The sequence below is a fragment of the Salipiger abyssi genome, from assembly GCF_001975705.1.
GTDB classification, from domain to species: domain Bacteria; phylum Pseudomonadota; class Alphaproteobacteria; order Rhodobacterales; family Rhodobacteraceae; genus Salipiger; species Salipiger abyssi.
Window position 1 is genome coordinate 1,339,680 of record NZ_CP015093.1, and the last position, 26,739, is coordinate 1,366,418.

20 protein-coding genes, 3 tRNA genes and 3 rRNA genes are annotated in these 26,739 nt (G+C 60.8%); 8 read left to right on the forward strand and 18 right to left on the reverse strand.

Features of this window, described 5'->3' with window-relative positions:
• Positions 1–5 precede the first annotated feature (5 nt).
• From Ga0080574_RS10100 to Ga0080574_RS26455, 4 genes are all read right to left on the reverse strand, one after another.
• Positions 6–788 (reverse strand): DUF5131 family protein, encoded by a 783-nt coding sequence (locus tag Ga0080574_RS10100; RefSeq protein ID WP_009573744.1) that lies wholly within the window; start codon positions 786–788, stop codon positions 6–8.
• A gap of 36 nt (positions 789–824) precedes the next feature.
• Positions 825–1,256, reverse strand: coding sequence for a PIN domain-containing protein (locus tag Ga0080574_RS10105; RefSeq protein ID WP_076698203.1), 432 nt, complete (start codon positions 1,254–1,256; stop codon positions 825–827).
• The gene (locus Ga0080574_RS10110; protein WP_076698206.1) at positions 1,253–1,555 is read right to left on the reverse strand and encodes a hypothetical protein; all 303 of its coding nucleotides are present in this window, start codon (positions 1,553–1,555) and stop codon (positions 1,253–1,255) included. The genes Ga0080574_RS10105 and Ga0080574_RS10110 overlap by 4 nt, the downstream gene beginning before the upstream one ends.
• A gap of 290 nt (positions 1,556–1,845) precedes the next feature.
• Complete coding sequence (locus tag Ga0080574_RS26455) at positions 1,846–2,250, reverse strand: hypothetical protein (protein ID WP_237219347.1); 405 nt, start codon at positions 2,248–2,250, stop codon at positions 1,846–1,848.
• Here Ga0080574_RS26455 and Ga0080574_RS26935 point away from each other — a divergent pair.
• Complete coding sequence (locus Ga0080574_RS26935) at positions 2,173–3,864, forward strand: recombinase family protein (RefSeq protein ID WP_237219387.1); 1,692 nt, start codon at positions 2,173–2,175, stop codon at positions 3,862–3,864. The genes Ga0080574_RS26455 and Ga0080574_RS26935 overlap by 78 nt on opposite strands.
• On the opposite strand, the gene Ga0080574_RS10125 is transcribed toward Ga0080574_RS26935, so the two are convergent.
• A tRNA-Met gene (locus tag Ga0080574_RS10125) sits at positions 3,821–3,897 on the reverse strand. The genes Ga0080574_RS26935 and Ga0080574_RS10125 overlap by 44 nt on opposite strands.
• Positions 3,898–4,239: 342 nt before the next feature.
• Between Ga0080574_RS10125 and Ga0080574_RS10130 the strand changes: the two genes are divergently transcribed.
• Genes Ga0080574_RS10130 through Ga0080574_RS25870 form a run of 3 tightly spaced genes read left to right on the forward strand, consistent with a single transcriptional unit; the run spans position 4,240 to position 6,409 of the window.
• Positions 4,240–4,848 carry a DUF2589 domain-containing protein gene (locus Ga0080574_RS10130; RefSeq protein ID WP_076698211.1) on the forward strand — a complete coding sequence of 203 codons (609 nt, stop codon included), beginning with the start codon at positions 4,240–4,242 and terminating at the stop codon, positions 4,846–4,848.
• Between the two features lie 11 nt (positions 4,849–4,859).
• Positions 4,860–5,504, forward strand: a complete 645-nt coding sequence (locus Ga0080574_RS10135; RefSeq protein WP_083716812.1) for a DUF2589 domain-containing protein — start codon at positions 4,860–4,862, stop codon at positions 5,502–5,504.
• Positions 5,505–5,512: 8 nt separating this feature from the next.
• Entirely contained in the window at positions 5,513–6,409 is an 897-nt protein-coding gene (locus Ga0080574_RS25870; RefSeq protein WP_156876343.1) for a hypothetical protein, read from the forward strand.
• A 79-nt stretch (positions 6,410–6,488) separates the two neighbouring features.
• Here the strand turns inward: Ga0080574_RS25870 and rrf are convergent.
• The 8 genes from rrf to Ga0080574_RS10180 form a co-directional block, all read right to left on the reverse strand.
• A 5S ribosomal RNA gene (gene rrf, locus Ga0080574_RS10145) occupies positions 6,489–6,603 on the reverse strand.
• Positions 6,604–6,793: 190 nt separating this feature from the next.
• Positions 6,794–10,344: ribosomal RNA gene (locus Ga0080574_RS10150) — 23S ribosomal RNA — on the reverse strand.
• A 371-nt stretch (positions 10,345–10,715) separates the two neighbouring features.
• A tRNA-Ala gene (locus Ga0080574_RS10155) sits at positions 10,716–10,791 on the reverse strand.
• Positions 10,792–10,812: 21 nt separating this feature from the next.
• Positions 10,813–10,889: transfer RNA gene (locus tag Ga0080574_RS10160), tRNA-Ile, on the reverse strand.
• A 238-nt stretch (positions 10,890–11,127) separates the two neighbouring features.
• A 16S ribosomal RNA gene (locus Ga0080574_RS10165) occupies positions 11,128–12,591 on the reverse strand.
• The 16S, 23S and 5S rRNA genes sit together here with 2 tRNA genes alongside, the layout of an rRNA operon.
• 951 nt (positions 12,592–13,542) lie before the next feature.
• Positions 13,543–14,160 carry a protein-methionine-sulfoxide reductase heme-binding subunit MsrQ gene (gene msrQ, locus Ga0080574_RS10170; protein WP_076698217.1) on the reverse strand — a complete coding sequence of 206 codons (618 nt, stop codon included), beginning with the start codon at positions 14,158–14,160 and terminating at the stop codon, positions 13,543–13,545.
• Positions 14,160–15,062, reverse strand: a complete 903-nt coding sequence (gene msrP / locus Ga0080574_RS10175) for a protein-methionine-sulfoxide reductase catalytic subunit MsrP (RefSeq protein WP_076698220.1) — start codon at positions 15,060–15,062, stop codon at positions 14,160–14,162. The genes msrQ and msrP overlap by 1 nt, the downstream gene beginning before the upstream one ends.
• Before the next feature lie 70 nt (positions 15,063–15,132).
• On the reverse strand, positions 15,133–16,614 hold the full coding sequence (locus Ga0080574_RS10180; RefSeq protein ID WP_237219348.1) for an FMN-binding glutamate synthase family protein: 1,482 nt from the start codon (positions 16,612–16,614) through the stop codon (positions 15,133–15,135).
• A 117-nt stretch (positions 16,615–16,731) separates the two neighbouring features.
• On the opposite strand from Ga0080574_RS10180, the gene Ga0080574_RS10185 reads away from it, so the two are divergent.
• Positions 16,732–17,169, forward strand: coding sequence for a DUF302 domain-containing protein (locus Ga0080574_RS10185; protein ID WP_076698226.1), 438 nt, complete (start codon positions 16,732–16,734; stop codon positions 17,167–17,169).
• A gap of 146 nt (positions 17,170–17,315) precedes the next feature.
• Here Ga0080574_RS10185 and clpB read toward each other — a convergent pair whose 3' ends face one another.
• Positions 17,316–19,931 carry an ATP-dependent chaperone ClpB gene (clpB, locus tag Ga0080574_RS10190; protein ID WP_076698229.1) on the reverse strand — a complete coding sequence of 872 codons (2,616 nt, stop codon included), beginning with the start codon at positions 19,929–19,931 and terminating at the stop codon, positions 17,316–17,318.
• Positions 19,932–20,196: 265 nt separating this feature from the next.
• On the opposite strand from clpB, the gene pyrF reads away from it, so the two are divergent.
• The gene (gene pyrF, locus Ga0080574_RS10195) at positions 20,197–20,916 is read left to right on the forward strand and encodes an orotidine-5'-phosphate decarboxylase (RefSeq protein ID WP_076698232.1); all 720 of its coding nucleotides are present in this window, start codon (positions 20,197–20,199) and stop codon (positions 20,914–20,916) included.
• Positions 20,917–21,000: 84 nt separating this feature from the next.
• Complete coding sequence (locus Ga0080574_RS10200) at positions 21,001–21,318, forward strand: hypothetical protein (RefSeq protein ID WP_076698235.1); 318 nt, start codon at positions 21,001–21,003, stop codon at positions 21,316–21,318.
• Between the two features lie 4 nt (positions 21,319–21,322).
• Here Ga0080574_RS10200 and Ga0080574_RS10205 read toward each other — a convergent pair whose 3' ends face one another.
• Positions 21,323–21,691 carry an NUDIX domain-containing protein gene (locus Ga0080574_RS10205; RefSeq protein ID WP_237219349.1) on the reverse strand — a complete coding sequence of 123 codons (369 nt, stop codon included), beginning with the start codon at positions 21,689–21,691 and terminating at the stop codon, positions 21,323–21,325.
• 91 nt (positions 21,692–21,782) lie between these two features.
• Here Ga0080574_RS10205 and Ga0080574_RS10210 point away from each other — a divergent pair, with 91 nt between their 5' ends.
• Positions 21,783–23,036, forward strand: a complete 1,254-nt coding sequence (locus tag Ga0080574_RS10210; protein ID WP_076698241.1) for a DNA polymerase IV — start codon at positions 21,783–21,785, stop codon at positions 23,034–23,036.
• 6 nt (positions 23,037–23,042) lie between these two features.
• Here the strand turns inward: Ga0080574_RS10210 and Ga0080574_RS10215 are convergent, their stop codons facing one another.
• From Ga0080574_RS10215 to mutL, 3 genes are all read right to left on the reverse strand, one after another.
• Positions 23,043–23,372 carry a DUF3775 domain-containing protein gene (locus Ga0080574_RS10215; protein ID WP_076698243.1) on the reverse strand — a complete coding sequence of 110 codons (330 nt, stop codon included), beginning with the start codon at positions 23,370–23,372 and terminating at the stop codon, positions 23,043–23,045.
• Positions 23,373–23,524: 152 nt separating this feature from the next.
• Positions 23,525–24,655 carry a DNA recombination protein RmuC gene (locus Ga0080574_RS10220; protein ID WP_076698247.1) on the reverse strand — a complete coding sequence of 377 codons (1,131 nt, stop codon included), beginning with the start codon at positions 24,653–24,655 and terminating at the stop codon, positions 23,525–23,527.
• Positions 24,652–26,505: a DNA mismatch repair endonuclease MutL gene (mutL, locus tag Ga0080574_RS10225; RefSeq protein ID WP_076698251.1), complete on the reverse strand. Its 1,854-nt coding sequence runs from the start codon at positions 26,503–26,505 to the stop codon at positions 24,652–24,654. Before mutL ends, Ga0080574_RS10220 begins: the two co-directional genes overlap by 4 nt.
• Positions 26,506–26,739: the final 234 nt, after the last annotated feature.

The window sequence follows — 26,739 nt, forward strand, 5'->3', positions numbered from 1 at the left end:
AACTCTTACACAACCGCTTGCGGGGCGGCAGGCATTTCGTCCCAGGTGCGTCCACGATATTCTCGCCCGTTGGCCTTCTTCGAGCGCTTCTTGTTGTCCTTGCCCCAAGTTCCCCACTGTTTGAAGAAAAATGCCGTCCCTGCCGTAAGGCATTGGGCATGTATTTCATCAATCCATTCTTCGCGAATTGGACGGGCGGACTTTCCGCTTTCGCCGCCCACAATCGCCCAGTGAATATCCTGAAGATCAATTGCGCCAACGGCACCAATCAGCGGCTCAAAAGAAATGAAGCGGATCGCTGCAGGTGACCGGCGGAGGTCATCGATGCGATCAACGACTTCAGCGTTTTCGATGCTCGTACCAAGCCAAACGTTGGGCAGGACCTCTCCGATGCGGTCGCTGACCAGCTCTGCCATACGCTCGGGACGCTTGGTCAGAATCTGGTAGTTATGGCGTGGCGTTTCACGCATGACTTGCCAAACGTCCAATATGAATTCATCAGTCACCTGGTCATGGAAGAGGTCACTCATCGAGTTAACGAAGATCTTTCGGGGCTTGCGCCATCTGTGGGGAATCGTCAGTGCCTGCCGATCCTCACGCACGACTCCATTCCAAACGGTCCTCCGACCCGTCTTGCGAGTTAGTCCTGCATATTTCTGGACACCCATCGCTTCGAGCCGCTTGGCCATTTCCATCGCATAACAATGGGTGCAGCCGGCTGTAACGATCGAACACCCCGCTACCGGATTCCACGTGGCATCTGTCCATTCAATCTGTGTTTCAGCCATGTCGGCCTCCCGCGCATTCATCGTTCCGGCAGCACATCAGTCAGTACCGCGTAACGGGTTGATGAACTGGATATCGGAGAAATCTTTTTCGTTTTCTGTTACCACCACGCAATCGTTGGCTCCCGCGACGGCGGCGATAATCACATCCAACGTGCTCCGCGGACGACCCGTAGACGTCCCATCCGCCATAAGTCGTGCCCATATCAAGGCAGCCTTGTCGTCAAAGTCCAAGATTCGGTCCATGAACAATTCCTGCGGGCCTTCCGGCCCTGAAAACCAAGCATCAAGTGCATCGCGCTTCTTGCCACGTGGTTTTTCCAGAATGCCGCGTCGGATTTCGGCTATGGTCAGCGATGCGATGAAGAGGTCCTCATCCCGCTGAGCTTCCATCCATTTCATTAGAGGTTCAGATGGCTTCGGCTTGACGATATTGCTGATGATGTTGGTGTCTAGAAGGTAACGGCTCACAGATCGACCCTTCGCCCTTCATCGCGCGAGCGCGAGAACTCGACTTCGGCTCCAACCAGGGGCGAACGGCGCAAGGCGGACAGAATACTACCGGACTTCGGCGGCTCATCCGCCACGACAGCCTTCACCGCGGCGCGCGCCTCTTCCGCTTCTGGCCCCTCTTCGGCCAAACGGCGAGCAAGCGAGCGGATCAGTTCGCGGTCGGTTTCGAGAGCCATGACTTCGAAACGTTTGAAGCCGCGCTGTGTCAGGCGCGCGCGGTAATTCTTGATCGCTCGTTTCTGTGCAGCGTTGCTCATCGCCGATCTCCATGCTATATCAGGATATATATACCAAGAAACACTGGCTTTTCAACTGCCGTGCCGAAGAGCAAGCAGTCACGCCAAGTTGGACGCGAGCCCGGAATGTGCCACAGGGTCCGACGTCAAGGCAGCATGGGTTAGATGTACATCGCGATCAAACAGACAATAGAGATTTTGCCCGCCGTTATTCACGACGAGGCTATATCCGTTTCTACGATCCGGCACGACGTAATGCGCCAGAAACGCCGACAACACGCTGTTTTTACATACTATTTTTCCTTGAGCAATCACTTCGAAATGTCATTCTTTGTCTTGCGCACCTCAACGCGCGAGAAACGGATGGCGACCTCTTGGCACGACAGCGACAAACCAAAGCGGAGACACTGCATCTCTCCGTCGAAGCTGCGGACACCGACGCCGCGTGTCTCTCGGGCGCCGAGCCGGATGCCCGCCTCCGCGATCTGGTCCGCCTCTTGGCCCGTCAGGCCGCCCGCGACTTTGTCAGCGCCGAGACGGCCCATCATGAACAGGACCGCCTCCCCAAGTAAGGAGGCCGCCGTATGAAGGTTGCGCTCTACGCTCGCTATTCGTCCGACAATCAGCGCGATGCCTCGATTGCAGATCAGTTCCGGATGTGTCGGCTCTACGCCGAGAAGCAGGGCTGGCAGATCGTCGAGGAATACTCGGACCATGCAATCTCGGGCGCCTCACTGCTCCGACCAGGCATTCAGGCCCTAATCTCCGATGCCGCACACGGCCGCTTCAACGTGATCCTCGCAGAGGCGATGGACCGACTCTCCCGGGACCAAGAAGATATCGCCGGCATCTTCAAGCGCATGTCCTATGCTGATGTGAAGCTCGTTACCCTTTCCGAAGGCGAGGTCACGCATCTGCATGTCGGCCTTAAGGGTACAATGAACGCGCTGTTCCTCAAGGATCTCGCCGACAAGACTCGCCGTGGCCTGCGCGGCCGGGTTGAGAGCGGAAAATCCGGAGGCGGTCTCTGCTACGGATATAACGTCGTACGCACCGCCGATCCGGACGAGCGCGGTCACCGGGAGATCAACACCGCCGAGGCAGGCATCATCCAGCGCATCTTCAAGGATTATCTTGAAGGCAAGTCCTCCCGCACCATTGCCATGACGCTGAATCGTGAGGGCGTCCCTGGGCCGCAAGGCAAAGAATGGGGGCCCTCCACAATCCACGGAAACCCCAAGCGTGGCACAGGCATCCTGAACAATGAGCTCTATATCGGCAAGCTGGTCTGGAATCGCCTGCGCTACATGAAGGATCCGGATACCGGCAAGCGCGTCTCGCGCCCCAACCCGGAGAGCGAATGGGTCGTTCAGGAGGTGCCGGAGCTCGCATTCATTGACCAGTCCCTATGGGATGCCGTGAAGGCGCGGCAAGCCAGCCTTGCCTTTGACAAATCCGAGAAGAGTTCAAACCCTATGAACAACCGGCGTCGCCCAAAGCACCTTTTCGGGGGGCTTATAAAGTGCGGCTGCTGCGGAGGGGGATACTCGATGATCTCGAAAGACCTCATGGGGTGCTCAACGGCCCGCAACAAGGGCACTTGTGACAACCGAGTGAACATCCGACGCGATGCACTGGAGGCTTCGATTCTGAACGGCCTCAGGAAGCATCTGATGGAACCTGAACTGTTCAAGGAATTCTGTGCCGAGTTCACAAAGGAGGTAAACCGCCTTCGCATGGAACGCGGAGCTGATCTGGAAGTATGGAAGAGTGAGCTGGAGCGCACTGATAGGGAGCTGGACAAAATGGTAGATGCCATTTTGCAGGGATTTCCGCCAGCCAAGCTGAAGGACAAGGCCGAGAAGCTTGAGACGCGCAAAGCCGAACTAACCGAACTCTTGGCCAATGCCGACGAGCCTCCGCCCTTGCTGCACCCGAACATGGCGCAGATCTACCAGGATCGGATCGGCCAGCTCTATGAGAATCTCCAGCGCGAAGAAGAGCGAGCACAAGCTGCCGAGGTGTTTCGTTCCCTTGTGGATCAAGTGACCCTTATCCCGGAGGACGGCGAACTTGCCATTGTGCTGCGTGGAGATCTGGGTGCCATCCTGCGCTTTGCTGCAGGAAAGAAAAACCCCGACTTCCTTTCGGAGACCGAGGCTTTTGACAACCTGCTATCGCAGGGATCGTTGGTTGCGGGAGGGCGCAACAGACGATCACTGCGGAATGGGGGTATGAATGCAAAAACCCCCGCGACGGTGTCAACGGAGGTTTCGCAAGTATCGTTGGTTGCGGGGGTAGGATTTGAACCTACGACCTTCAGGTTATGAGCCTGACGAGCTACCGGGCTGCTCCACCCCGCGCCAATGCGGGGTAACTATCCAGCTTTGCGGCGGGTTGCAAGGGGGTGAAGCGACCTTTGTAACCGTTATTTAAAATCGACAGAAAATTAGCGCCAGAAAGCGATAACGCCAAACTTTCCTGCCCGACGGAAGGGCAGATTAATCTTTTATTACCGGAGGCTTACGCCCCCTCTGTCGCCTGCATCACAGCGCGGTCGGCCACATGGCACGCAGCGTGATCGGATCGGCCCGCCCCCTTTCGCTGACGCCTGCTCAACGGCATTTCTTCTGCGCGGCGCAATCATGGCTTGGAGATGCACGTTTTGCGTGCTTAAACTTCTTGAAATTTTTACGGAGATTGCGTTGAGCCATTCGCTTCAGACCTTGCTGGAAGGGATTTACGCCTCTGTGCTCGAAGCACGGCGCTTCGTGAACCTCCAGCATCTCCAGCTCTTCCAGTCCTATTTCGAGACAAAGATCGTCAAGGATCCCGCCACGGGAGAGGAGGTCGAAGTCTATGTGCCCCGGTTGCTGGCGATGGCGACCAGCCGGGGTGTCGGGGCAGACGAACGCTATGACATCATCGAGGCCCCGGCGATCACGCTTGTGCCCATGTCGACGTTGAATATCGACACGCTGGAGATCGAGTTCGAAGCAAAACTTGCCAGTTTCGAAATCAAGCCGCGCGAGGACGACACCGAAAAAGAGGCGCCGGAAGAGAACACAGAGGACAAGCCGGAAGAGCCTGAACAGGCCGAAGCGGAGGAGGAGGACACCTTCACGGTCATCCGCCGCACGATCGACGATCTCTTCGATACCGCCAGCGAAATCACCGTGATGACCAAGGGCGACAGCTTTGAATCCAGCGCATCGCCCGCCAAGGTGAAGGTCACCTTCAAGATGACCAACCCGCCGGAAGGCGTCGAACTCATTCAGGAACAACTGCTCGATTATTTAAGATCATCATCATAAGGGGGACACCCATGGCGAAGGCACCTGCAACCAATGGCGACGGCAATGGCTCGGGCGGAGGCGGCGGCACCGAAATCGGCAACGAGCTGAGCGGGGTTCCCTTGGAATATCTCATCGGTGCGCCGCTGGCCGCCGCGATCAAGGCGCAGAAGCAGCTGGGCCACGAGATGATCAATTTCATCAATATGCTGGCCTATGGCAAGGAAGGCGCCACAGGCAATGCCGGCAACAAGACGGTGATGACCCTGCCGCTGGAGCTGGAGCGCCCGGTGACCGAAGCGGACGGGTCGATTTCGACCCACAAGGTCACGGTGGCGCCGCCGGTGCTGGGGCTGGTGCCGATCCCGTCCCTGCTGATCGAGTCGGTGGATATTAATTTCACCATGGAAATCAATTCGGTGACCGGGTCTAAGGAAAACCAGGACACGGAAACCAATGTGAATGCGAAAGCCGAGGCAAACGGGCTGTTCTACAGCGGCAGCCTCGAGGTCAGCGGCAAGGTGGCGACCCAGCGCGAGAATACGCGCTCGACGGACAAGTCGGCGAAATACGACATCACAGTTCATGCCAGTCAGCAGCCGCCGACGGAAGGCATGGCACGGTTGATGGATCTGCTGGCGAGTGCGGTCGAGCCGATCAGCACGACCAAGGCCTAAATCAGCCAATGCGGGGGCCGAAACCCGAACAGCATGCAGCTTTTTACCAGAGGGCTGTCGGACAGGTTTATTTCGTCCGGAGTGAAAATGGAAAATGCTATGAGTATCGGATTTCGAAACATGGCAAACTTTCCGGGAAGGTTTTGACGAAAAAGCTCGTTCCAACGCACAATATGGTCCAGTTCGGACATGTTAACCGCAAAGAAAGTCTGAGGTTCAGCAATTCCGTCGCGCATCTGAGCGAGCTCCAAAGCAATTTCGATGCGACCTGGGCATTGCCGCATCGTGGCATCGGTTCTGCAGGCTGGCATGCATTGCCTCCAGGTCGGAACAAGAGCGACCGCGTCCCCAATCAAGGCATGAAAGGCGCGATGCAGACGCTTAATCCGGCTTCGAGTACATTCTCCGCTGGTGAATATGCGAAGTTTCTCGAAGATCCACCGCGCAACTATCCGCTGGTTCATGGCGCGACCTGGCATTGGTGCCATCTGATCTCACATGGGCTTGGCGGGGGGAACGGACCGGGGAATGTTGTCGCAGGCACGAAGCAGAACAATGGCGAACAAATGGCCATTGAAAATGCCTTGGCATTATACAGAAGCGAGCAACTCGCGGAATTTTCCTTCAGGGTTCGCGCAATCAACACCGATATCGGGCCCGGACGGCATATGGGGAAAGTCATATGCTACGAGATAAGATGCGAAACGGTCGCACCGGCATATGGGCTTCTAAGCTTTTTTCTGGATTGCCAGCCAAAGCGACACACGCTCACACCCGTTCATTTTTACACCGTTTATAGAGATGTCGTCAGGTGGATGAACCGCAGCCTCGAACGCTCCTATAAATATCTGGAAGTCTCCCCTTCGATGCGGCGACGGATTCGAGCGTATGATATGAAGAGATAAAACACGCAAAAAGCGCCCTATGGGCGCTTTTGTTGGGTTCTCGTTTTCATCGATTAGAGAGACATTTGGTATTTACTAGGTTTGGCGGTGACCTACTCTCCCACGACTTGAGTCGCAGTACCATTGGCGCAACGGCACTTAACGGCCGGGTTCGGAATGGGACCGGGTGTTTTGCTCGCGCTATGACCACCAAACCGAGGAAATACCAAATCGCTACGCGATTTGGTATTTGCGGGAGGCAGCGTTTCGTCGCAGACGATAACGCGTTCCCGCACCTATCCATTTCAGGCGCAGCGATCAAATCACGTTGTCCAAGTCACACTTTATTGGTGTGTATGCTTCTGACCAGTTTTCAGATAGGTGTGAGCCTGTCTGTTACTGGATCAAATCAAGCCTATCGGGCCATTAGTACCGGTCAACTGAACATGTTACCATGCTTACATCTCCGGCCTATCGACGTGGTGGTCTACCACGGCCCTCAGGGATACCTTGTTTTGAGGGGGGCTTCCCGCTTAGATGCCTTCAGCGGTTATCCTGTCCGATCATAGCTACCCAGCACTGCCGTTGGCACGACAACTGGTCCACCAGTGGATCGTTCACCCCGGTCCTCTCGTACTAGGGGCAACTCCTCTCAAGTATCCTACACCCACGGCAGATAGGGACCGAACTGTCTCACGACGTTCTAAACCCAGCTCACGTACCTCTTTAAACGGCGAACAGCCGTACCCTTGGGACCTGCTCCAGCCCCAGGATGAGATGAGCCGACATCGAGGTGCCAAACACTGCCGTCGATATGGACTCTTGGGCAGTATCAGCCTGTTATCCCCGGCGTACCTTTTATCCGTTGAGCGATGGCCCTCCCACTTGGGACCACCGGATCACTATGGCCGTCTTTCGACTCTGCTCGACTTGTCAGTCTTGCAGTCAGGCTGGCTTCTGCCATTGCACTCAACGAGCGATTTCCGACCGCTCTGAGCCAACCTTCGCGCGCCTCCGTTACGCTTTAGGAGGCGACCGCCCCAGTCAAACTACCCGCCACGCAGGGTCCCGGATCCCGATGAGGGACCGCGGTTAGACATCAAGAGTGCGAAGGGTGGTATCTCATCTTTCGGCTCCACAGAGACTGGCGTCCCTGCTTCGAAGCCTACCACCTATCCTGCACATCACAATCCTGATGCCAGTGCGAAGCTGTAGTAAAGGTGCACGGGGTCTTTCCGTCTAACCGCGGGAAGCCTGCATCTTGACAGGCAATTCAATTTCGCTGAGTCGATGTTGGAGACAGCGGGGAAGTCGTTACGCCATTCGTGCAGGTCGGAACTTACCCGACAAGGAATTTCGCTACCTTAGGACCGTTATAGTTACGGCCGCCGTTTACCCGGGCTTCAATTCAGAGCTCTCACTCCTCCTTTTAACCTTCAGGCACCGGGCAGGCGTCAGACCCTATACGTCGTCTTGCGACTTCGCAGAGCCCTGTGTTTTTAGTAAACAGTCGCCACCCCCTGGTTTGTGCCCCCAGCCACTAGTTGCCTAGAAACTGGGCCTCCTTCTCGCGAACTTACGGAGGTATTTTGCCGAGTTCCTTCAACATCGTTCTCTCAAGCGCCTTGGTATTCTCTACCAGTCCACCTGTGTCGGTTTAGGGTACGGTCTCATGGAGGGCTATTTCCAGGGACTGCTGAACGGCCCGACCAATCCGATAAGGTCGAACAATCTTCGCAATCCGTCACCATCTCCTGGCCCAGGAATATTAACCTGGTTCCCATCGACTACGCCTTTCGGCCTCGCCTTAGGGGCCGGCTTACCCTGCTCAGATTAGCTTTAAGCAGGAACCCTTGGACTTTCGGCGGGAGTGTCTCTCACACTCCTTGTCGCTACTCATGTCATCATTCTCGCTAGTGATCTCTCCACCGGATGCCTTACAGCCCGGCTTCACAGAAAGCACTTTGTCTTGTGCTACCGCCTATCGGCTACTTGAGCACACGTGCTCAACGACCGAAGGGCGATAATAAAGACAAGTGCTATGTCACACTACGCTCCGCTACCATGCCTTACGGCATCCTAAGCTTCGGCTCATGGCTTGAGCCCCGTTACATCTTCGCCGCAGGACAACTTGATTAGACCAGTGAGCTGTTACGCTATCTTTAAAGGATGGCTGCTTCTAAGCCAACCTCCTGGTTGTTTTGGTCGTCCCACCTGCTTTCCCACTTAGCCATGAATTGGGGGCCTTAGCTGTAGGTCAGGGTTGTTTCCCTCTCCACAACGGACGTTAGCATCCGCTGTGTGTCTGCCATCTAGTACTCCCGGGTATTCGGAGTTTGGTTAGGATCAGTAAGCCTGTGGGGCCCCATTACCCATCCAGTGCTCTACCCCCCGGGGTATTCGGATGACGCTCTACCTAAATAGATTTCGCGGAGAACCAGCTATCTCCGAGTTTGATTGGCCTTTCACCCCTAGGCACAACTCATCCCGACCTTTTTCAACAGGTGTGGGTTCGGACCTCCAGTAAGTGTTACCTTACCTTCATCCTGGTCATGCCTAGATCACTCGGTTTCGGGTCTGATCCATCTAACTCGACGCCCTATTAAGACTCGCTTTCGCTGCGCCTACACCTACCGGCTTAAGCTTGCTAGATAGACCAAGTCGATGACCCATTATACAAAAGGTACGCCGTCACAAGACTGGACACTGATGACAACCCGACACTCCGTGTCGGAGTGTCATCGTTTTTATGTTTGGCCTACCGCCTATCGGCTACTTGAGGCCGTTTTGGTGCGTCGTTCCGACCGCGGCACTTACCGCAGCGGCACGCTCACCTTGAACTGCACCGTCTCGATCCCCGGGTTGTCGTCGTAGATCCCGGCATTCGACCGATGGTCGTAACCGAGAGCGTAACGCCAGCCGTTTCGGGCCTCGTAGCCGAACTCGATCCCGGAGCGGAACTCGATCGGTCCGCCGAGGTCGAAGTCGTCACCGGCGGCGTAAAGCCCCGGCATCGCGTGCAGTTCTGTGTAGAACGGGCTGTTGCCGAAAGACGTGCCCCAGGTCCAGCCGTAGCCGATCCAGGAACCGCTTTCGTCGCCGTAGCTCAGGCCGATGGCCTGGCCGAACGGCCCCAGCGTGGTGCCGAGATCGTAGCGGAGATAGATCTCCGCGCCGCTGTCGGCCCTGCGTTCGATCACGGAACCGGCCGAGAATGCGACACGCGGCTGCGTGTCTCCCGGTGCGAGGCAGCCTGCCCCGTCTCCGCAGTGGTTCATGCCCATATCGGTCAGACCCGCGATGAGCATCAGCGCTGCAAAGGTTCCGTCTGCCATGTTTGCCTCCAGTTTTTCACTGGCGACTGCATGGCTCAGATTGTCATTAGAGTCCAGTCAAGCTCCGACTGATTGTAGGCGCTCGGTTTCAGGTACTGTTTCACTCCCCTCGTCGGGGTGCTTTTCACCTTTCCCTCACGGTACTGGTTCGCTATCGGTCAGTAAGGAGTACTTAGCCTTCGGAGGTGGTCCTCCGATCTTCAGACAGGATTTCACGTGTCCCGCCCTACTTGATACGTCTCATCGAGCTTCCTGTACGGGACTGTCACCCGCTGTGGTTGGCCTTTCCAGACCATTCCAGTCACTCTCAGAGTTCGGCTGGTCCCCGTTCGCTCGCCGCTACTAGGGGAGTCTCTATTGATGTCCTTTCCTCCGGGTACTTAGATGTTTCAGTTCCCCGGGTTTGCTCTTAAAACCCTATGTATTCAGGTTAAAAGTACCTGTTTAAGAACATTATTGATTGCCGAAGCAACAATAATGAACTTTCAGGTGGGTTGCCCCATTCGGAAATCCATGGATCAAAGCTTATTCTCAGCTCCTCATGGCTTATCGCAGAGTATCACGTCCTTCATCGCCTCTTACTGCCAAGGCATCCACCAAACGCCCTTCTCGCGCTTGATTTGATCCAGTAAAAGACAGGCTTTCGCGTGTCGCGCCACTGCGCTGGTTCGTGCAATGGCTTTGATACCGGATCAAAAGCATACTTTCCCGCCCACGCCTGAGCGTGGACTTGGTTCGACTTGCGTCGAACCGGGTTAGTGTACTTGACTTGGACAACGATTGCTCGTTTCGGCAGGGATATGGTTTTCCGGTCGGCTAGACCGTCAACCACCTCTCCTTGCGGAGACCTGCAGAGGTTCTTCCGTTACTCCGGAGAACCAAGCAATGTTGATTTGTATCTCTCTATACGATGTTAAAACCGTCGAACGAGTTCGACGATGTCCGATTGGACGGATAAACACTCGAAAGCGCTTATCGATCTAATCGGAAAGTGGTGGAGCCTAGGAGGATCGAACTCCTGACCTCCTGAATGCAAATCAGGCGCTCTCCCAGCTGAGCTAAGGCCCCATCTTGTCCCCCGAGGGGATCTGGTGGGTCGAGGAGGACTTGAACCTCCGACCTCACGCTTATCAGGCGTGCGCTCTAACCACCTGAGCTACCGACCCAGCTGATTTTGCTCCGCAAAATCGGCGTTGCCCGGCAGGCGATTTTGCGGAGCAAAATCTGCCGAAAGGGCCAGTTTGCCTTGAGCAAAACCGCGACGCATGAGCCGCTGCCCACACGTGTTTATGTTCTGAAGAGATATGAGGACGGCCTGGTCCGTGATGTATGTCTCGGCGACTAACCGAGACTTGCTAAGTGATCCACGTTGAAGGCAAGCCTTCAATCTAGGATCATCCTTAGAAAGGAGGTGATCCAGCCGCAGGTTCCCCTACGGCTACCTTGTTACGACTTCACCCCAGTCGCTGAGCTCACCGTGGTCCGCTGCCCCCTGTAAAGGTTGGCGCACGGCCTTCGGGTGAACCCAACTCCCATGGTGTGACGGGCGGTGTGTACAAGGCCCGGGAACGTATTCACCGCGTCATGCTGTTACGCGATTACTAGCGATTCCGACTTCATGCCGTCGAGTTGCAGACGACAATCCGAACTGAGATGTCTTTTGGGGATTAACCCACTGTAGACACCATTGTAGCACGTGTGTAGCCCAACCCGTAAGGGCCATGAGGACTTGACGTCATCCACACCTTCCTCCCGCTTATCACGGGCAGTTTCTCCAGAGTGCCCAGCCGAACTGCTGGCAACTGAAGATGTGGGTTGCGCTCGTTGCCGGACTTAACCGAACATCTCACGACACGAGCTGACGACAGCCATGCAGCACCTGTCACTCAGTCCCCGAAGGGAACCATCCATCTCTGGATGTAGCTGAGGATGTCAAGGGTTGGTAAGGTTCTGCGCGTTGCTTCGAATTAAACCACATGCTCCACCGCTTGTGCGGGCCCCCGTCAATTCCTTTGAGTTTTAATCTTGCGACCGTACTCCCCAGGCGGAATGCTTAATCCGTTAGGTGTGTCACCGAATAGCATGCTACCCGACGACTGGCATTCATCGTTTACGGTGTGGACTACCAGGGTATCTAATCCTGTTTGCTCCCCACACTTTCGCACCTCAGCGTCAGTATCGAGCCAGTGAGCCGCCTTCGCCACTGGTGTTCTTCCGAATATCTACGAATTTCACCTCTACACTCGGAGTTCCACTCACCTCTCTCGAACTCAAGACCAGGAGTTTTGGAGGCAGTTCCGAGGTTGAGCCCCGGGATTTCACCCCCAACTTTCTGATCCGCCTACGCGCGCTTTACGCCCAGTAATTCCGAACAACGCTAACCCCCTCCGTATTACCGCGGCTGCTGGCACGGAGTTAGCCGGGGTTTCTTTACTGGGTACAGTCATTATCTTCCCCAGCGAAAGAGCTTTACGACCCTAAGGCCTTCATCACTCACGCGGCATGGCTAGATCAGGCTTGCGCCCATTGTCTAAGATTCCCCACTGCTGCCTCCCGTAGGAGTCTGGGCCGTGTCTCAGTCCCAGTGTTGCTGATCATCCTCTCAAACCAGCTATAGATCGTAGGCTTGGTAGGCCATTACCCCACCAACTACCTAATCTAACGCGGGCCGATCCTTCTCCGATAAATCTTTCCCCCGAAGGGCGTATGCGGTATTACTCACCGTTTCCAGTGGCTATTCCGCAGAGAAGGGCACGTTCCCACGCGTTACTAACCCGTCCGCCGCTCCCTCCGAAGAGGGCGCTCGACTTGCATGTGTTAGGCCTGCCGCCAGCGTTCGTTCTGAGCCAGGATCAAACTCTCAAGTTGAAAGCGACTTGCGTCGCTATCCTTGACGTTCGAACCTCTGCACATCCTTAATGCGCTACCGCTGCGCTACTTGAGCGCCCCGGCATGGACCCACCCGGCTAGGATAGGATCCGCATTAAGAGTCATCTGTTTGTTGTGCTTCAGGTTTCATCAGAAACCGAAAGCCGTACAAACAGTGAAGCTGACACTTCATAATCGGCGCTATCGCCTCGCTACTTGAGCGCTGCAACTTTGCCTAGAAGCGCGACATACAGACGTTTGATCCATCGAATGAACCAGAGCCGCCCGCATATCTCTTCAGATATCTGCGATGTCAAAGAGCGTGAGAGACAAAAACCAGACCAGTGCGCCCTAACTTCTTCGGCGCGCCCGCCCGTCAAGCCTCTCGATGTTATCCCCGCCTCGTCTGCGTCAGCGCCTCGTTTCCTCGTCGCCGCCGCCCCGTCTGGCGTCCCGTTGTGCGCCTCAGCGCCGCCGGTGAGGGGGTGTTTACGGATTGATGCCGGGAGCCGCAAGCGGTTTTTGAAGAAACCGTCATCTTTTTTTTAATTTCTTGGATTATCATTTTAAAACAGCATCTTATGGAGAATATTTTTTCAAAGATCTCGGGTTTTCGCAGTGTCGGCCCGTCGAACACCCGCGCTCTGCCACCAGATTTTGGGTTACTCACAGGGTTATCCCCAAGAAGACCCGACGCACCCCGATTTGCGAGGCCGAGTCAGACCTCAGATCGGCCCGAAAACCGCGTCACACCCCTCCCGACTCGTGCGATAAAATCCGAAGGCCGGCCTCAGCGCGCAGGATTTTCCACCTCCGAACAGCAAAAATCGCCGATTCCGGCGGAATCGGCGATTCATCTTCTGCTCCGCGGCGCATCATCGGTCCCGTGATTCCGCTGAAGCCCTGTGCACTTTGGAAAGAACGCTACGAAAAGACGGGCCTGCGCGCCGCTCAGCCGCGCTGACGCGCTCGCCCCGGGCTGCCGAGCGTCGGCAGCCGCAACGCCAAGAGCCCCAGGATCGCCGCCAGATAGATCAGGGGTTCTATCTGAAAGCCCTTCGCCAGCATCACATAGTGCAGCCCGCCCAACAGCACCGCGCCATAGGTCAGCTTGTGCAACTGCCGCCAGCGCTTGCCGCCCAGCCGCCGCAGCGACAGGTTGTTGGAGGTCAGCGCCAGCGGGATCAGCAGCACAAAGGCCGCCATGCCCACGGTGATATAGGGGCGTTTGACGATATCCGCCCAGATCTGCGCCGGGATCTGCACATCGAGCAGCAGCCAGACCAGCAGATGCAGCGTGACATAGAGAAAGGCGATGAGCCCGAGCGCGCGGCGGAACTTCAGCAGGTTCACCCCGGCATGTTTGCGCAGCGGCGAGATGCAGAGCACCGCGATCAGGAGCTGCAAGGCCAGCTCGCCCAGGGCGTGCTCCAGCGCCTTGATCGGCTCGACGCCAAGCCCTCCGGTCAGCCCCAGCCAGAGATACCAGAGCGCCGGGAGCGGACACAGTATATATAGGGTCCAGTTCGGCACCCGCCGCGCCAGCCTGTTGATCCTGTCGGCGATCATCAGAAGAACTTGCCCAGATCCATGCCGGCGTAGAGGCTCGCCACCTCCTCCTCATAGCCGTTGAACATCAGCGTCGGCTCACGCTTGGCAAAGAGACCGCCGCCGATCCGGCGCTCGGTGGCCTGGCTCCAGCGCGGGTGATCCACCTCCGGGTTCACATTGGAATAGAAGCCATATTCGCGGGCATTGGCCTTGTTCCAGCTCGTCGGCGGCTCATCCTCGGTGAGCGTGATGCGCACCACCGACTTGATCGACTTGAAGCCGTATTTCCACGGCACCACCAGCCGCAGCGGCGCGCCGTTCTGCTTGGGGATGTCGCGCCCGTAGACGCCGGTCGCCATGATGGTCAGCGGATGCGTCGCCTCGTCGAGTCGCAGCCCCTCTACATAGGGCCAGTCGAGCACCCGGTACGCGGTGCCCGGCATCTCGTCGCGATTGAGCACGGTTTCGAAGGCCACATACTTCGCCGAGGATTGCACCCCCGCCAGATCCAGCAGATCGGCCAGCTCGAACCCGGTCCAGGGCACCACCATCGACCAGGCCTCGACACAGCGGAAACGGTAGATGCGTTCCTCCAGCGTCATCTGCGCAAGGATGTCTTCGAAGGCATATTCGCCGGGGCGGTCGACAAGCCCGTCGATCTTCACGCTCCAGGGAGAGATGGTCAGCGCGCCGGCGTGGCGGGCCGGGTCGTCCTTGCCGGTGCCGAACTCATAGTAGTTGTTGTAGCTGGTGATCTCTTCCCAGCTATTGGGCTCCAGCGCGGTGTCGGCGCGCACGCCGCCGGCAAGCCCCGCGAGCGCCAGACCGGCAGAGCCGCCCAGCAGTTGGCGGCGGTTCAGCCAGATTGCCTCGTCGGTAACGTCACGGTCCTTCAGACCGCCTTTCCAGCGCAGTGCCATTGGGCCCTCCTAAACTCCTGTCCTCGGGGGAAGGTAGCTGCGGAGGGCCATGCCACAAACAAACAAAGACTCACGTTGCGGTGTCTGCGCTGTAACTCGGGCGGATCTTGTTGAACGGGATCGAGCTGCCATCGGCCTGCACGATGCGCACATGCCGCCGCCGCATCTGGCGCGGCTCCGAGACGCCCACCGAATGGGCGATGGTCTCGACTTCCTTGATGATGCCCTTGGCGTAATTGGCGACCTTGACATATTTGTCCTCGACCACGAGCCCCTTTTGCAGGCGCGGGTCGTGGGTCGTGATGCCGGTCGGGCAGGTATTCCGGTTGCATTTCAGCGCCTGGATGCAGCCCATCGAGAACATGAAGCCGCGCGCCGAGGTGATGAAATCGGCGCCGAGACAGATCGCCCAGGCCACATCCGCCGGGTTCACCAGCTTGGCCGAGGCGACGATGCGGATGCGGTCCTTGAGCCCGTAGCGGTCGCGCAGGTCGACGATGCGCGGCAGCGCCTCGCGGATCGGCATGCCGACGAGGTCGATCAGCGGCATGGGCGCGGCCCCGGTGCCGCCCTCGCCGCCGTCGATGGTGATGAAATCCGGCGCGCTCTCGGCGCCACGCTCGATAATGAGCTCGAAGAGATTCTCCCATTCGTCCGATGAGCCAATCACCGTCTTGAACCCCACCGGCTTGCCCGAGACCTCGCGGATATGGCCGATCATGTTCAGCAGATCGCCGAAATCGTCGATCTCCCTGTGCCGGTTGGGCGAGATCCCCGCCTGCCCGACCTTGAGCCCGCGAATGGCCGCGACCTCCTCGTTGACCTTCTCGCCGGGCAGGATGCCGCCCTTACCGGGCTTGGCGCCCTGCGCCAGCTTCAGCTCGAACATCTTCACCTGCGGATCGGCGGCCACCGCGCGCAGCTTGTCGTCGCTCAGCCCGCCATGCTCGTCGCGCAGCCCGAACTTGGCGGTGCCGATCTGGAACACCAGATCGCAGGGTGCCGCCTTGTGATAGGGCGAGAGCCCGCCTTCGCCGGTGTTGAGCCAGACGCCCGCCTTGAAGGCGCCCTTGCTCAGCGCCTCGACCGCCGGGCGCGAGATCGCGCCATAGCTCATGCCCGAGATATTGAAGATCGACCTGGCCACGTAAGGGACGCGCGCATGCGGGCCGATCACCATGGGCTCGGTGGTGGCGAACTGATCGTCGAGCGGCGGGAAGACCGCGTTCACAAAGATCGGCGTGCCGGGAATGTTGAGATTGCGGGTCGAGCCGAAGGCCACGGTATTGTCGCCGCCCTTGGTGGCATTATAGACCCAGTCGCGCTGCGCACGGTTGAACGGCATCTCCTCGCGGTCCATGGCAAAGAAATACTGGCGAAAGAACTCGCCCAGCTTGGTGAACAGCCCCCGGAACCGTCCGATCACGGGATAGTTGCGGCGGATCGCGTCGCCCGCCTGGGTGCGGTCGATGACAAACAGCGCCACCGCCAGAAGCATGGCGGCACCGATGACCGCGATAAAGACCAGCGCAAGAATTTGCAGGGCATACATAGCCGGGCCCATCCTATCCCCTCATATATTCATTGATTTGCATGATTAGCGGTTTGCAGGTATCACCGGCACAGTGACAATCGCCGCCGGGTTCGGCAACCACTGGGGAGGAGAGAGATGAAAAAACTGCTCGCAATGCTGGCCTTGGCCGCCGGCCCCGCGCTCGCGGAGGAGGTCGTGACCTACGACACCGACCAGAGTTTCGACGATGTGACCTTCGGCCTGGAGAGCGCGATCATCGATGCCGGGCTGGTCATCGACCACGTCAGCCACACCGGCGACATGCTGGAGCGCACCCGCGCCGATGTCGGCTCGGATGTGGTGATCTTCGATCACGCGGATATCTACAGCTTCTGCTCGGCGCAGCTTTCGCGCGAGGTGATGGAGGCGGATCCGATGAACGTGATGTTCTGCCCCTACGATATCTTCGTCATGGTCCGCCACGATGCGCCCGAGGTCACCACCATCGGCTTCCGCGCCTATCCCGAGGGCGAGATGCAGAAGATCCACGATCTGCTCGACGGGCTCGCCCGCACCGCGATCGGACTCGACTGAGCGCAGCGGACGGTGGGCAAATTGCCCACCCTACGGGGTCTGCGCCATATAAGTAGGGTGGGCAATCTGCCCACCGCCCCGTCACCCCACCGCAACGAAAAAGGCCCGCCAACCGGCGGGCCTTTTCCTGTTTCCAGGCGCAATACTCAGTGCACGACCGCATCGTCCGGGCGCGGGCGGTTCGACGCACCGATACGCTCGCCGATCAGCAACCCGTCGGCCCCGGCGCTCACCGGCACCGTATCGCCGTCGTGGATATCGCCGCCGAGGATCATCTCGGCCAGCGGATCCTGCAAGGCGCGCTGGATCACCCGTTTCAGCGGACGCGCGCCGAAAACCGGGTCGTAGCCTTCCTCGGCCAGCCATTTCTTGGCCGGCTCGTCCAGCTCCAGCCGCACCTTGCGCTGCGCCAGACGTTTGAGCAGACGCGCCAGCTGGATCTCGACGATGCCATCCATATCGTCCCGCTTCAGCCGGTCGAAGATGATCGTCTCGTCGAGACGGTTGAGGAACTCGGGGCGGAAATGCGCCCGCACCGCGTCCATCACGTCGCGCCGTGCCTGCGAACTGTCCGCGCCTTCCGGCAACTGCGACAGCGCCTGCGAGCCGAGGTTCGAGGTCAGCACGATCATCGTCTGCTTGAAATCGACCGTGCGGCCCTGACCGTCGGTCAGCACCCCGTCGTCGAGCACCTGCAACAGCACGTTGAACACGTCCGGATGCGCCTTTTCGACCTCGTCGAACAGCACCACCTGATACGGGCGCCGGCGTACGGCCTCGGTCAGCACACCGCCCTCGTCATAGCCGACATAGCCCGGAGGCGCACCGATCAGACGGGCCACGGAGTGTTTCTCCATGAATTCCGACATGTCGATCCGCACCATGGCGTTGTCGTCGTCGAAGAGGAACTCCGCCACCGCCTTGGTCAGCTCGGTTTTCCCCACGCCGGTCGGCCCGAGGAAGAGGAACGAGCCCAGCGGACGGTTCTCGTCGTTCAGCCCGGCACGGGCCCGGCGCACGGCATTCGCCACCGCCTTCACCGCCTGGTTCTGACCGACAACCCGCTTGTGCAGCCCGTCTTCCATGCGCAGGAGCTTCTCGCGCTCGCCCTCCAGCATCTTGGAGGTCGGGATACCCGTCCAGCGCTCGACCACCTCGGCGATCTGCTCGGGACGCACAGCCTCTTCGACCATGACATCGTCCTCGGCATTCTCGGCCTCGGTGAGCTTTTTCTCCAGCTCCGGGATGCGCCCGTATTGCAGCTCGCCCGCCTTGGCGTAATTGCCTTCGCGCTTGGCGATCTCCAGCTCGGCGCGCAGACGGTCGAGCTCTTCCTTGATGTCGCGGGCCGAAGCCAGCTTGTCACGCTCGGCCTGCCACTGGGCGGTCATCTCGGCGGATTTCTCCTCGAGTTCAGCCAGTTCCTTTTCCAGCGTCTCCAGCCGGTCCTTCGACGCCTGGTCGTCCTCGAGCTTCAGCGCCTCGACCTCGATCTGCATTTGCAGGATGTTGCGATCGAGCTGGTCGAGCTCTTCGGGCTTGCTGTCAACTTCCATGCGCAGACGGCTGGCCGCCTCGTCCATCAGGTCGATGGCCTTGTCGGGCAGGAACCGGTCGGTGATGTAGCGATGCGAGAGCGTTGCCGCCGACACCAGGGCAGAGTCCGAGATCCGCACGCCGTGGTGCAGCTCGTATTTCTCCTTGATGCCGCGCAGGATCGAGATCGTGTCCTCGACCGTCGGCTCCTGCACCATCACCGGCTGGAAACGCCGGGCGAGGGCCGGGTCTTTCTCCACATGCTTGCGGTACTCGTCGAGCGTGGTGGCGCCGACGCAGTGCAGCTCACCGCGAGCCAGCGCCGGTTTCAGCAGGTTGGAGGCGTCCATCGCCCCGTCCGCCTTGCCCGCGCCCACAAGCGTGTGCATCTCGTCGATGAAGAGGATGATCTCGCCCGCGGCGCTCTCGATCTCCTTCAGGATGGATTTCAGACGCTCCTCGAACTCGCCGCGATATTTCGCACCGGCGATGAGCGCCCCCATGTCGAGCGCCAAGAGCCGCTTGTTGCGCAGGCTTTCGGGCACGTCGCCATTGACGATGCGCAGCGCCAGGCCTTCGGCGATGGCGGTCTTACCGACACCGGGCTCACCGATCAGCACCGGGTTGTTCTTGGTCCGGCGGGACAGCACCTGCATCGAGCGGCGGATTTCCTCGTCACGGCCGATGATCGGGTCGATCTTGCCCTGTTCGGCACGCTCCGTCAGATCCAGCGCGTATTTCTTCAGCGCGTCATAGCCTTCCTCGGCATTGGCGCTGTCGGCGGTACGGCCCTTGCGGATGTCGTTGATCGCCTCGTTGAGCTTTTGCGGCGTCACGGCGCCCGCCTCCAGCGCGTCCTTGGCGCCGGATTTCTCGATGGCCAGCGCCATGAGAATGCGCTCGACGGGGACAAAGCTGTCGCCGGCTTTCTTGGCGACGTTTTCGGCCTCGTCCAGCACCTTGGCGGTGGCGCTGTCGAGATAGGTCTGCCCGGCATCGCCGCCGACTTTCGGGATCTTGGCGAGCTTTTGCTCCAGCGCCTCAACCACGCGCGCGGGCTGGCCGCCGGCACGGGTGATAAGATTGGAGGCGAGCCCCTGCTCGTCATCCATCAGCGCCTTCAGAATATGCTCGGGCGAGAGCCGCTGGTGGCTTTCCCGCATCGCAATGGTCTGCGCCGCCTGAATGAAACCGCGCGACCGTTCCGTGAACTTCTCCAAGTTCATCTGTCTCTCCTTCCATAAGCGCCCGAACGGGAATTTGGCGCCTGCTTGGCAGCACGCCGGGTCTCGGGCCTCATCACAGAAGATGGTCGGCCAAGCGCGGCGCTTCAAGCCCCGTGATCACAAAATCCGGCGCGGCGGGGAGGCAAATTTCTTCGAAGAAATTTGCAAATCCTTTCGAAAGGATTTGTCCGCCCCTGCCCGAGGCTTGACCTCGCGGGGCCGGCACCGCATGACACCTCCGTCCCCAGACCGCAGGAGCGCCCCCATGTCCGACGACCGCCTGATCGTTGCCCTCGACGTGCCCAACGCCATCGAGGCGCTGCACCTGACCCAATCCATCGGCGATGCGGTCTCCTTCTACAAGATCGGGCTGGGCATGCTCACGGGGGGCGGACTGGCGCTGGCCAACGAGCTCAAGCAGGAGCACGGCAAGCGCATCTTTCTCGACATGAAGCTCTTCGATATCGGCCAGACGGTGGAGAACGCGGTGCGCGGGCTGGCGCAGTTCGATCTCGATTTCCTCACCGTGCATGGCGACCCGCATGTGGTGCGCGCGGCCAAGGAAGGCGCCGCCGGCAAGGACCTCAAGATCCTCGCGGTGACGATCCTCACCTCGCTCGACCGCGCCGATCTCGACAACAGCCTGATCCGCGACGGCGATATCGCCGACCTGGTCGTCGAGCGCGCCGCCCGCGCCTTCGAGGCCGGTGCCGACGGCATTATCGCCTCGCCCAACGAAGCCGCCCGCATCCGCGCCCTGCCTCAGGCCGAGGGCCGGCTCATCGTCACCCCCGGCGTGCGCCCCTACGGCACCGCGGATGACGACCAGAAGCGCATCGCGACGCCGGCCAGCGCCGTCGCCGCCGGGGCCGACCATATCGTCGTCGGCCGTCCGGTCTGGCGCGCGCCCAGCCCGCGCGACGCGGCGCTGTCGATCCAGCAGGAACTGCGTTCGCCGCAGGCCCAGCGTCCCAACCGCGGCTGACACTCCGGCGGGCGCGACAGCGGTCTCGGGAACCCAGCACGGCACTCTGCGTTTTCTATCCACAGAGACCGCAGGAGCAGGACGATGACACAGACCCCCGCCCAGATCGGCAACCTGACCTACAACGCCGCCGAAGAACGCTTCGAAGCGCTGGTGACCTTTTACACGGATGCGGGACGTCTGCGCGTGCCCAGCCGTTATCCGGCGCCGCTGAATGCGGAGTTTCCCGAGATTTCGCGCGGGCTCATGTCCGACGCGATGCGCGCACGCCAGATGCCGGACAGGTTGCGCTCCCGTCTGCGCCCCTCCGCAGCCGAGCCGCAGCGACAGCCGCGCAAGGAAGAGCCGCGCCCGCGTCGCGCCTTCGACTGGCTGCGTCTCTGGCACGGCGACGCCGCGTGACCCTTCAGGGCCGTCCCGAAAGATAGGCGCTCAGCAATGCTCGGAAATGCGGAATCGCATCCTCGCGCGCCGCATATTCCTGCGGCGGCATGAGCTGCCACCCATAGCCCTCATCGCCGAAGCTCACATCTCCGACGCGCTCCGCCGGCAGGTGCGCGGCAAAAAACCAGGCCTGCCCGTGGCGGTGGCGCCAAATCAGCGCATCTTCCGGCAGATCTAACCCCACCTCTTCGCGGGTTTCGCGCAGGGCGCAAGCCTCGGGCGACTCGCCCGCCTCGCGCCCGCCGCCGGGAAAATCGAGATAGCCCGGCCAGGGGATCCCCGCGGTATGATCGCGCCGGATCACGAGAAGGTCCTCCCCGAGAAACAGCATCACTTTCGCTCCAGCAAAGCTCACAGCGTGGCCCTGACCTCTGTTCGTGCCTATAGTGAAGAGGTAACCATTCGCTTCGGAATTACCAGCCATGCCAGCGCTGTGCCGCGATTGCCTGACAGAGTTCGAAACCGGACCCCGCTGCCCGGCCTGCGGGCGCCCGCGCATCGTCTCGCATGACGAGCTGTGGTCGCTCTCCATCGCGCATATGGATTGCGATGCCTTCTATGCCAGCGTCGAGAAACGCGAAAATCCCGAACTGGCCGACAAACCGCTGATCATCGGCGGCGGCAAGCGCGGCGTCGTCTCGACCGCTTGCTATGTCGCCCGCATCCGGGGCGTGCGTTCGGCCATGCCGATGTTCAAGGCGCTCCAGCTTTGCCCGGACGCGGTGGTGCTGAAACCGCGCATGTCGCTTTATGCCGAGGTCTCGCGGCAGATTCGCGGCTTCATGGAAGAGCTGACGCCGGCGATCGAACCGCTGTCGCTGGACGAGGCGTTTCTGGATCTGACCGGCACCGCGCGGCTGCACGGGCACCCGCCGGCGGTGATGCTGGCACGGCTGGTAAAGCGCATGCGCGACGAGTTGGGGCTGACCGGCTCCATCGGGCTCTCGCATAACAAGTTTCTCGCCAAGATCGCCTCGGATCTCGACAAGCCGCACGGGTTTTCGGTGATCGGAAAGGCCGAGACGCAGGCGTTCCTGCGCCCGCAGCCGGTGCGGATGATCTGGGGCGTGGGCCAGGCGGGGCAGGACGCGCTGGACCGCTCGGGCATCCGCACCTTCGAGGATCTGCTGCGCTGGCAGCGCGAGGATCTGATCGCGCGGTTCGGGTCGATGGGCGACCGGCTCTGGCACCTGGCGCGCGGCGAGGACAAGCGCCGCGTCACCCGCGATGCGCCGGTCAAGTCGATCTCGAACGAGACCACCTTTCACGAGGACACCGCCGATCCGGATATTCTCGACGGCCATCTCTGGCGGATGTGCGAAAAGGTCGCCGACCGCGCCAAGGCCAAGGGGCTTGCGGGACGGGTGGTGACGCTCAAGGCGAAGCGCGCCGACTTCAAGCTGATCACCCGGCGCCACGCGCTGGAGGACGCGACGCAGATGGCCGACCGGATCTATCGCGAGGCGCGGGCGCTGTTCGACCAGATGGGACCGCGCGGGCCCTACCGGCTGCTGGGGGCCGGGATCTCGCAGCTGGTGCCCGCCGATCAGGCCGACCGGCTGGGCGATCTGCTCGACCCGCAGGCTTCGAAACGCGCCAGCGCCGAGCGGGCGACGGATGCGATCCGTGCCCGCTTTGGCGGCGATGCCATCGTCAAGGGGCGTGCGCTGCGCTGAGCCGGCTCAGGCGCCGCGGCGCAAGAGCTCGTCTTCCTCGTCGGAGGAATCGTATCCCAGCGCTTCGAGACCGGCTTCGAGATGGTCGGCCACATGCGGCGTGCCGATCAGGTAATCGGCGGTCGGCGTCGAGGCTTCGGACACGGCGGTCGCATAGGCCTCGGCCCATTCGTCGGCATCGAACGCGTCGCGCCCGATCCACATGATCGCGACCAGCGCGGCCTGTTCCTCTTCGGTCATCTGGTCGATGACCCCGCGCAACTCGCCTTCGCCCCGGTCGATCTCGCGCGCCAGCAGGATCACATGGGCGACCTTACGGACACTGATCTCTTCCATTTCCCGTCTCCTCTATCTGGTCCGGCAGCATGGGCCGGGGCCGGCCTCCCGTCCTTGATCTTGCGCAAGAATACGGCAGGACGGTCGGTCTGGCAAAACATCTGCGATGCGCCATACGTAAGTTTGATGCCGGTGGGAAGGGCGGCGCGCGGTCAGGAGTTGCGCGGCAGCGGCACGACGGTGTCGCCGCGCCGGTCCTCGAAATCGAAATTGTCGAGCCGGCGAGCGCGCTGGCCGGCCTTGTCGGCGCTGATGCGGATCTCGGCCACGTCCTTGGCGGCCTGCCCGAAATGCCGGTCGAGATTCTCCACCCGCGTGCCCAGCCGCTCGACATCGGTGTTGAGCAGCGCCAGCTCGCGCCTGATCGCGCCGGCCTGCTCGCGCATCCGCGCATCCTTGAGCACCGCGCGCAGGGTGTTGAGCGTGGCCATGCAGGTGGTGGGCGAAACGATCCAGACCCGCAGGTTGAAGCCCTCGCGCACCACTTCGGGGTGGTTGGCGTGCAGCTCGGCATAGACGGCCTCGGAGGGCAGGAACATCAGCGCCGAATCGGCGGTCTCTCCCTCGATGATATAGCGGCTGGCGATGTCGCGCAGATGCTTGCGCACCGAGAGGCGAAAGGCCTGCGCGGCGCGGGTGCGGCTGTCGCCCATCTCGGATTTTTGCAGCGCCTCATAGGCTTCGAGCGGGAATTTCGCGTCGATGACGATGGGGCCAGGAGGCTCGGGCATGTGGATGAGGCAATCGGCGCGGCGCCCGTTCGACAGGGTCGCCTGAAGTGTGAAACTGTCGGCGGGCAACGCTTTCGTCACGATATCGGTGAGCTGGATCTCGCCAAAGGCGCCACGCGTCTGCTTGTTCGACAGGATGTCCTGAAGCGACAGCACATCGCCCGAGAGCCGCGAGATATTCTCCTGCGCGCGGTCGATGGCCTTGAGCCGTTCCTGCAACTCGCCGAGGCTGTGGGCGGTGCGCCGGGCGGTGCCGTGCAGGCTTTCCGACATATGGCCCTGCACCTCGGCGAGCCGGCGCTCCATCAGCTCCAGCATGGCGGTCTGGCTTTGCAGCTGCGCCTCGGTGACGTGATGCAGCCCGCCGGACAGTCGCTCCTGCCCCTCGCCCAGCGCCTGCACGCGCGCGTTGAGCTGGGCCAGCGGCTGCGCCAGACGCGCCGCGCGGTTGGCGGCGCGGATCGCCAGCACCATGACCAGCAGCAGCGCCCCCAGCGCCAGCGCGACCCAGAGGCGCGGATCGTCCAGCGCGAGCGTCAGCGGGTCGGTCATGTGCGCCCGAAAAGCCGCTCGATATCGGAGAGTTTCAGCTCCACATAGGTGGGCCGGCCATGGTTGCACTGGCCGGAATGCGGCGTCGCCTCCATCTCGCGCAGGAGCGCGTTCATCTCCTCGGCGCGCATGCGGCGGCCCGAGCGGATCGAGCCGTGACAGGCGACGCGGGAGAGGATCGCCTCGATTTTCTCCTGAACCAGTTGCGAGCTGCCGTAATCCGCCAGCTCGTCGAGAATGTCGGAAAGCAGCGCCTTGGCGTTGACCTCGCCCAGAATCGCCGGGGTTTCGCGCACGGCGACAGCGCTGCCGCCGAAGGGCTCGATGCTGAGCCCCATGCGGGCGAGATCCCCGGAGATCGACAGCAGCCGCGACAGGTCGTCGGCGGAGAACTCGACAATCTCGGGGATCAGCAGCGCCTGGGCGGCGACGCCGCGCTCGGCCATCTGGTGTTTCAGCTTTTCATAGACGAGCCGTTCATGCGCGGCGTGCTGGTCGACGATGACGATGCCGTCGCCGGTCTGGGCGATGATGTAATTCTCGTGCACCTGGCCGCGCGCGGCGCCCAGCGGGTGGCTCTCATCGGCCCCTTGCGGCGCCTCTTCGACCGGGTCGACGCGGCCGGAATAGTCCTGCGCCATCTCGGCAAACCCCGCCTCGGGCGGCTGCGGCGCGGGCATCGGCGCCTGTGCTTTCCACGCGGTGGAGAGCGCGCCCTGCGAGGGCCGATCCATCTGGTAGACACGCGGCGGGCCGGAGGGCTCGGGGCGCATCGCCCCAAGCGTGGCGCCCGCCACGGTGCTCGACGCGCGGTGCCCGGCCTCGGCCAGCGCATGGCGCAGCGCCGAGACGATCAGCCCGCGCACCACGCCGGGATCGCGGAACCGCACCTCGGATTTCGCCGGGTGCACGTTCACATCCACCTTGTGCGGATCACAATCCACAAACAGCGCCACCGCCGGGTGCCGCTCGCGGCTGAGGAAATCCGCATAGGCGCCGCGCAGCGCGCCATGCAGCAGCTTGTCCTGCACCGGGCGCCCGTTGACGAAGAGATATTGCGCCACCGAGGTGCCGCGCGAATAGGTCGGCAGCGCCGCGAGACCGGTCAGCCGAATCTCCTCGCGCTCCGCGTCGATGGACAGCGCATTGTCGGTGAACTCCGCCCCCATCACCTGCGCCAGCCGCCCGCGCAGCGCATCGAAAAGATCGCCCGAGCAGGGATCGGCGCGGAAGGTGGTGCGATCCTTGCCCTCGCTCACATCGCGCAGGGTAAAGCCCACCGAGGGCTCGGCCATGGCCAGCCGCTTGATCACCTCGGAAATCGCCATCATCTCGGCGCGGTCGCTGCGCAGGAATTTCAGCCGCGCCGGCGTGGCGAAGAACAGATCGCGCAGCGTGACCACCGTGCCGCCGTTCAGCGCGCAGGGTTTGACGGCGGAGATCTGCCCGCCGGAGACCGAGAGCTCTGCCCCCTCCTCGCCCGCGGCGCGGCTCTGGATCATCAGCCGCCCGACGGCGCCCAGAGACGGCAGCGCCTCGCCACGAAAGCCGAAGCTGTGGATGTTGAGCAGATCGCTGCCGTCGATCTTGGAGGTGGCATGGCGCGCCAGCGCCAGCGGCAGCTCCTGGGGCGACATACCGCAGCCGTCGTCGCTGACCCGGATCAGGGTCTTGCCACCGTCCGCCACCTCGACCGTGATCCGCCGCGCGCCCGCGTCGATGGCGTTCTCGACCAGCTCCTTGACCGCCGAGGAAGGCCGCTCCACCACCTCGCCCGCCGCGATCCGGTTGATCGCGGCCTCGTCGAGCTGGCGGATGACAGGGCGGATATTGGGGCTAAACGTATTCATCCCACAAAACTTAGCAGCTTCACCGCGATTCTGAAACGGGCGAATGCGACGGCCCGGGACCGGTGTTGCGCATGGAACCAAAGTCGCAATCGACCCGTTAGAGAAATATCTGCAAACTGTGTGCGAGGATGGCGCAGGAATATTTCAAGACCATTCGAGCAGAGCGAGGAGACAGACCATGCCCGTGACCCGTTTCACCTATGAGACCATCGCAGCCCTTTACGGCCAGAGCTT

Excerpts from the sequence above, each read along its gene's own strand:
- Ga0080574_RS10100 (WP_009573744.1), bottom strand. The coding sequence starts at position 788 with ATGGCTGAAACACAGATTGAATGGACAGATGCCACGTGGAATCCGGTA.
- Ga0080574_RS10110 (WP_076698206.1), bottom strand. The coding sequence starts at position 1,555 with ATGAGCAACGCTGCACAGAAACGAGCGATCAAGAATTACCGCGCGCGC.
- Ga0080574_RS26455 (WP_237219347.1), bottom strand. The coding sequence starts at position 2,250 with ATGGTCCGAGTATTCCTCGACGATCTGCCAGCCCTGCTTCTCGGCGTA.
- Ga0080574_RS10135 (WP_083716812.1), top strand. The coding sequence starts at position 4,860 with ATGGCGAAGGCACCTGCAACCAATGGCGACGGCAATGGCTCGGGCGGA.
- Ga0080574_RS25870 (WP_156876343.1), top strand. The coding sequence starts at position 5,513 with ATGCGGGGGCCGAAACCCGAACAGCATGCAGCTTTTTACCAGAGGGCT.
- msrQ (WP_076698217.1), bottom strand. The coding sequence starts at position 14,160 with ATGATCGCCGACAGGATCAACAGGCTGGCGCGGCGGGTGCCGAACTGG.
- msrP (WP_076698220.1), bottom strand. The coding sequence starts at position 15,062 with ATGGCACTGCGCTGGAAAGGCGGTCTGAAGGACCGTGACGTTACCGAC.
- Ga0080574_RS10180 (WP_237219348.1), bottom strand. The coding sequence starts at position 16,614 with ATGTATGCCCTGCAAATTCTTGCGCTGGTCTTTATCGCGGTCATCGGT.
- Ga0080574_RS10185 (WP_076698226.1), top strand. The coding sequence starts at position 16,732 with ATGAAAAAACTGCTCGCAATGCTGGCCTTGGCCGCCGGCCCCGCGCTC.
- clpB (WP_076698229.1), bottom strand. The coding sequence starts at position 19,931 with ATGAACTTGGAGAAGTTCACGGAACGGTCGCGCGGTTTCATTCAGGCG.
- pyrF (WP_076698232.1), top strand. The coding sequence starts at position 20,197 with ATGTCCGACGACCGCCTGATCGTTGCCCTCGACGTGCCCAACGCCATC.
- Ga0080574_RS10200 (WP_076698235.1), top strand. The coding sequence starts at position 21,001 with ATGACACAGACCCCCGCCCAGATCGGCAACCTGACCTACAACGCCGCC.
- Ga0080574_RS10205 (WP_237219349.1), bottom strand. The coding sequence starts at position 21,691 with ATGCTGTTTCTCGGGGAGGACCTTCTCGTGATCCGGCGCGATCATACC.
- Ga0080574_RS10210 (WP_076698241.1), top strand. The coding sequence starts at position 21,783 with ATGCCAGCGCTGTGCCGCGATTGCCTGACAGAGTTCGAAACCGGACCC.
- Ga0080574_RS10215 (WP_076698243.1), bottom strand. The coding sequence starts at position 23,372 with ATGGAAGAGATCAGTGTCCGTAAGGTCGCCCATGTGATCCTGCTGGCG.
- Ga0080574_RS10220 (WP_076698247.1), bottom strand. The coding sequence starts at position 24,655 with ATGACCGACCCGCTGACGCTCGCGCTGGACGATCCGCGCCTCTGGGTC.
- mutL (WP_076698251.1), bottom strand. The coding sequence starts at position 26,505 with ATGAATACGTTTAGCCCCAATATCCGCCCTGTCATCCGCCAGCTCGAC.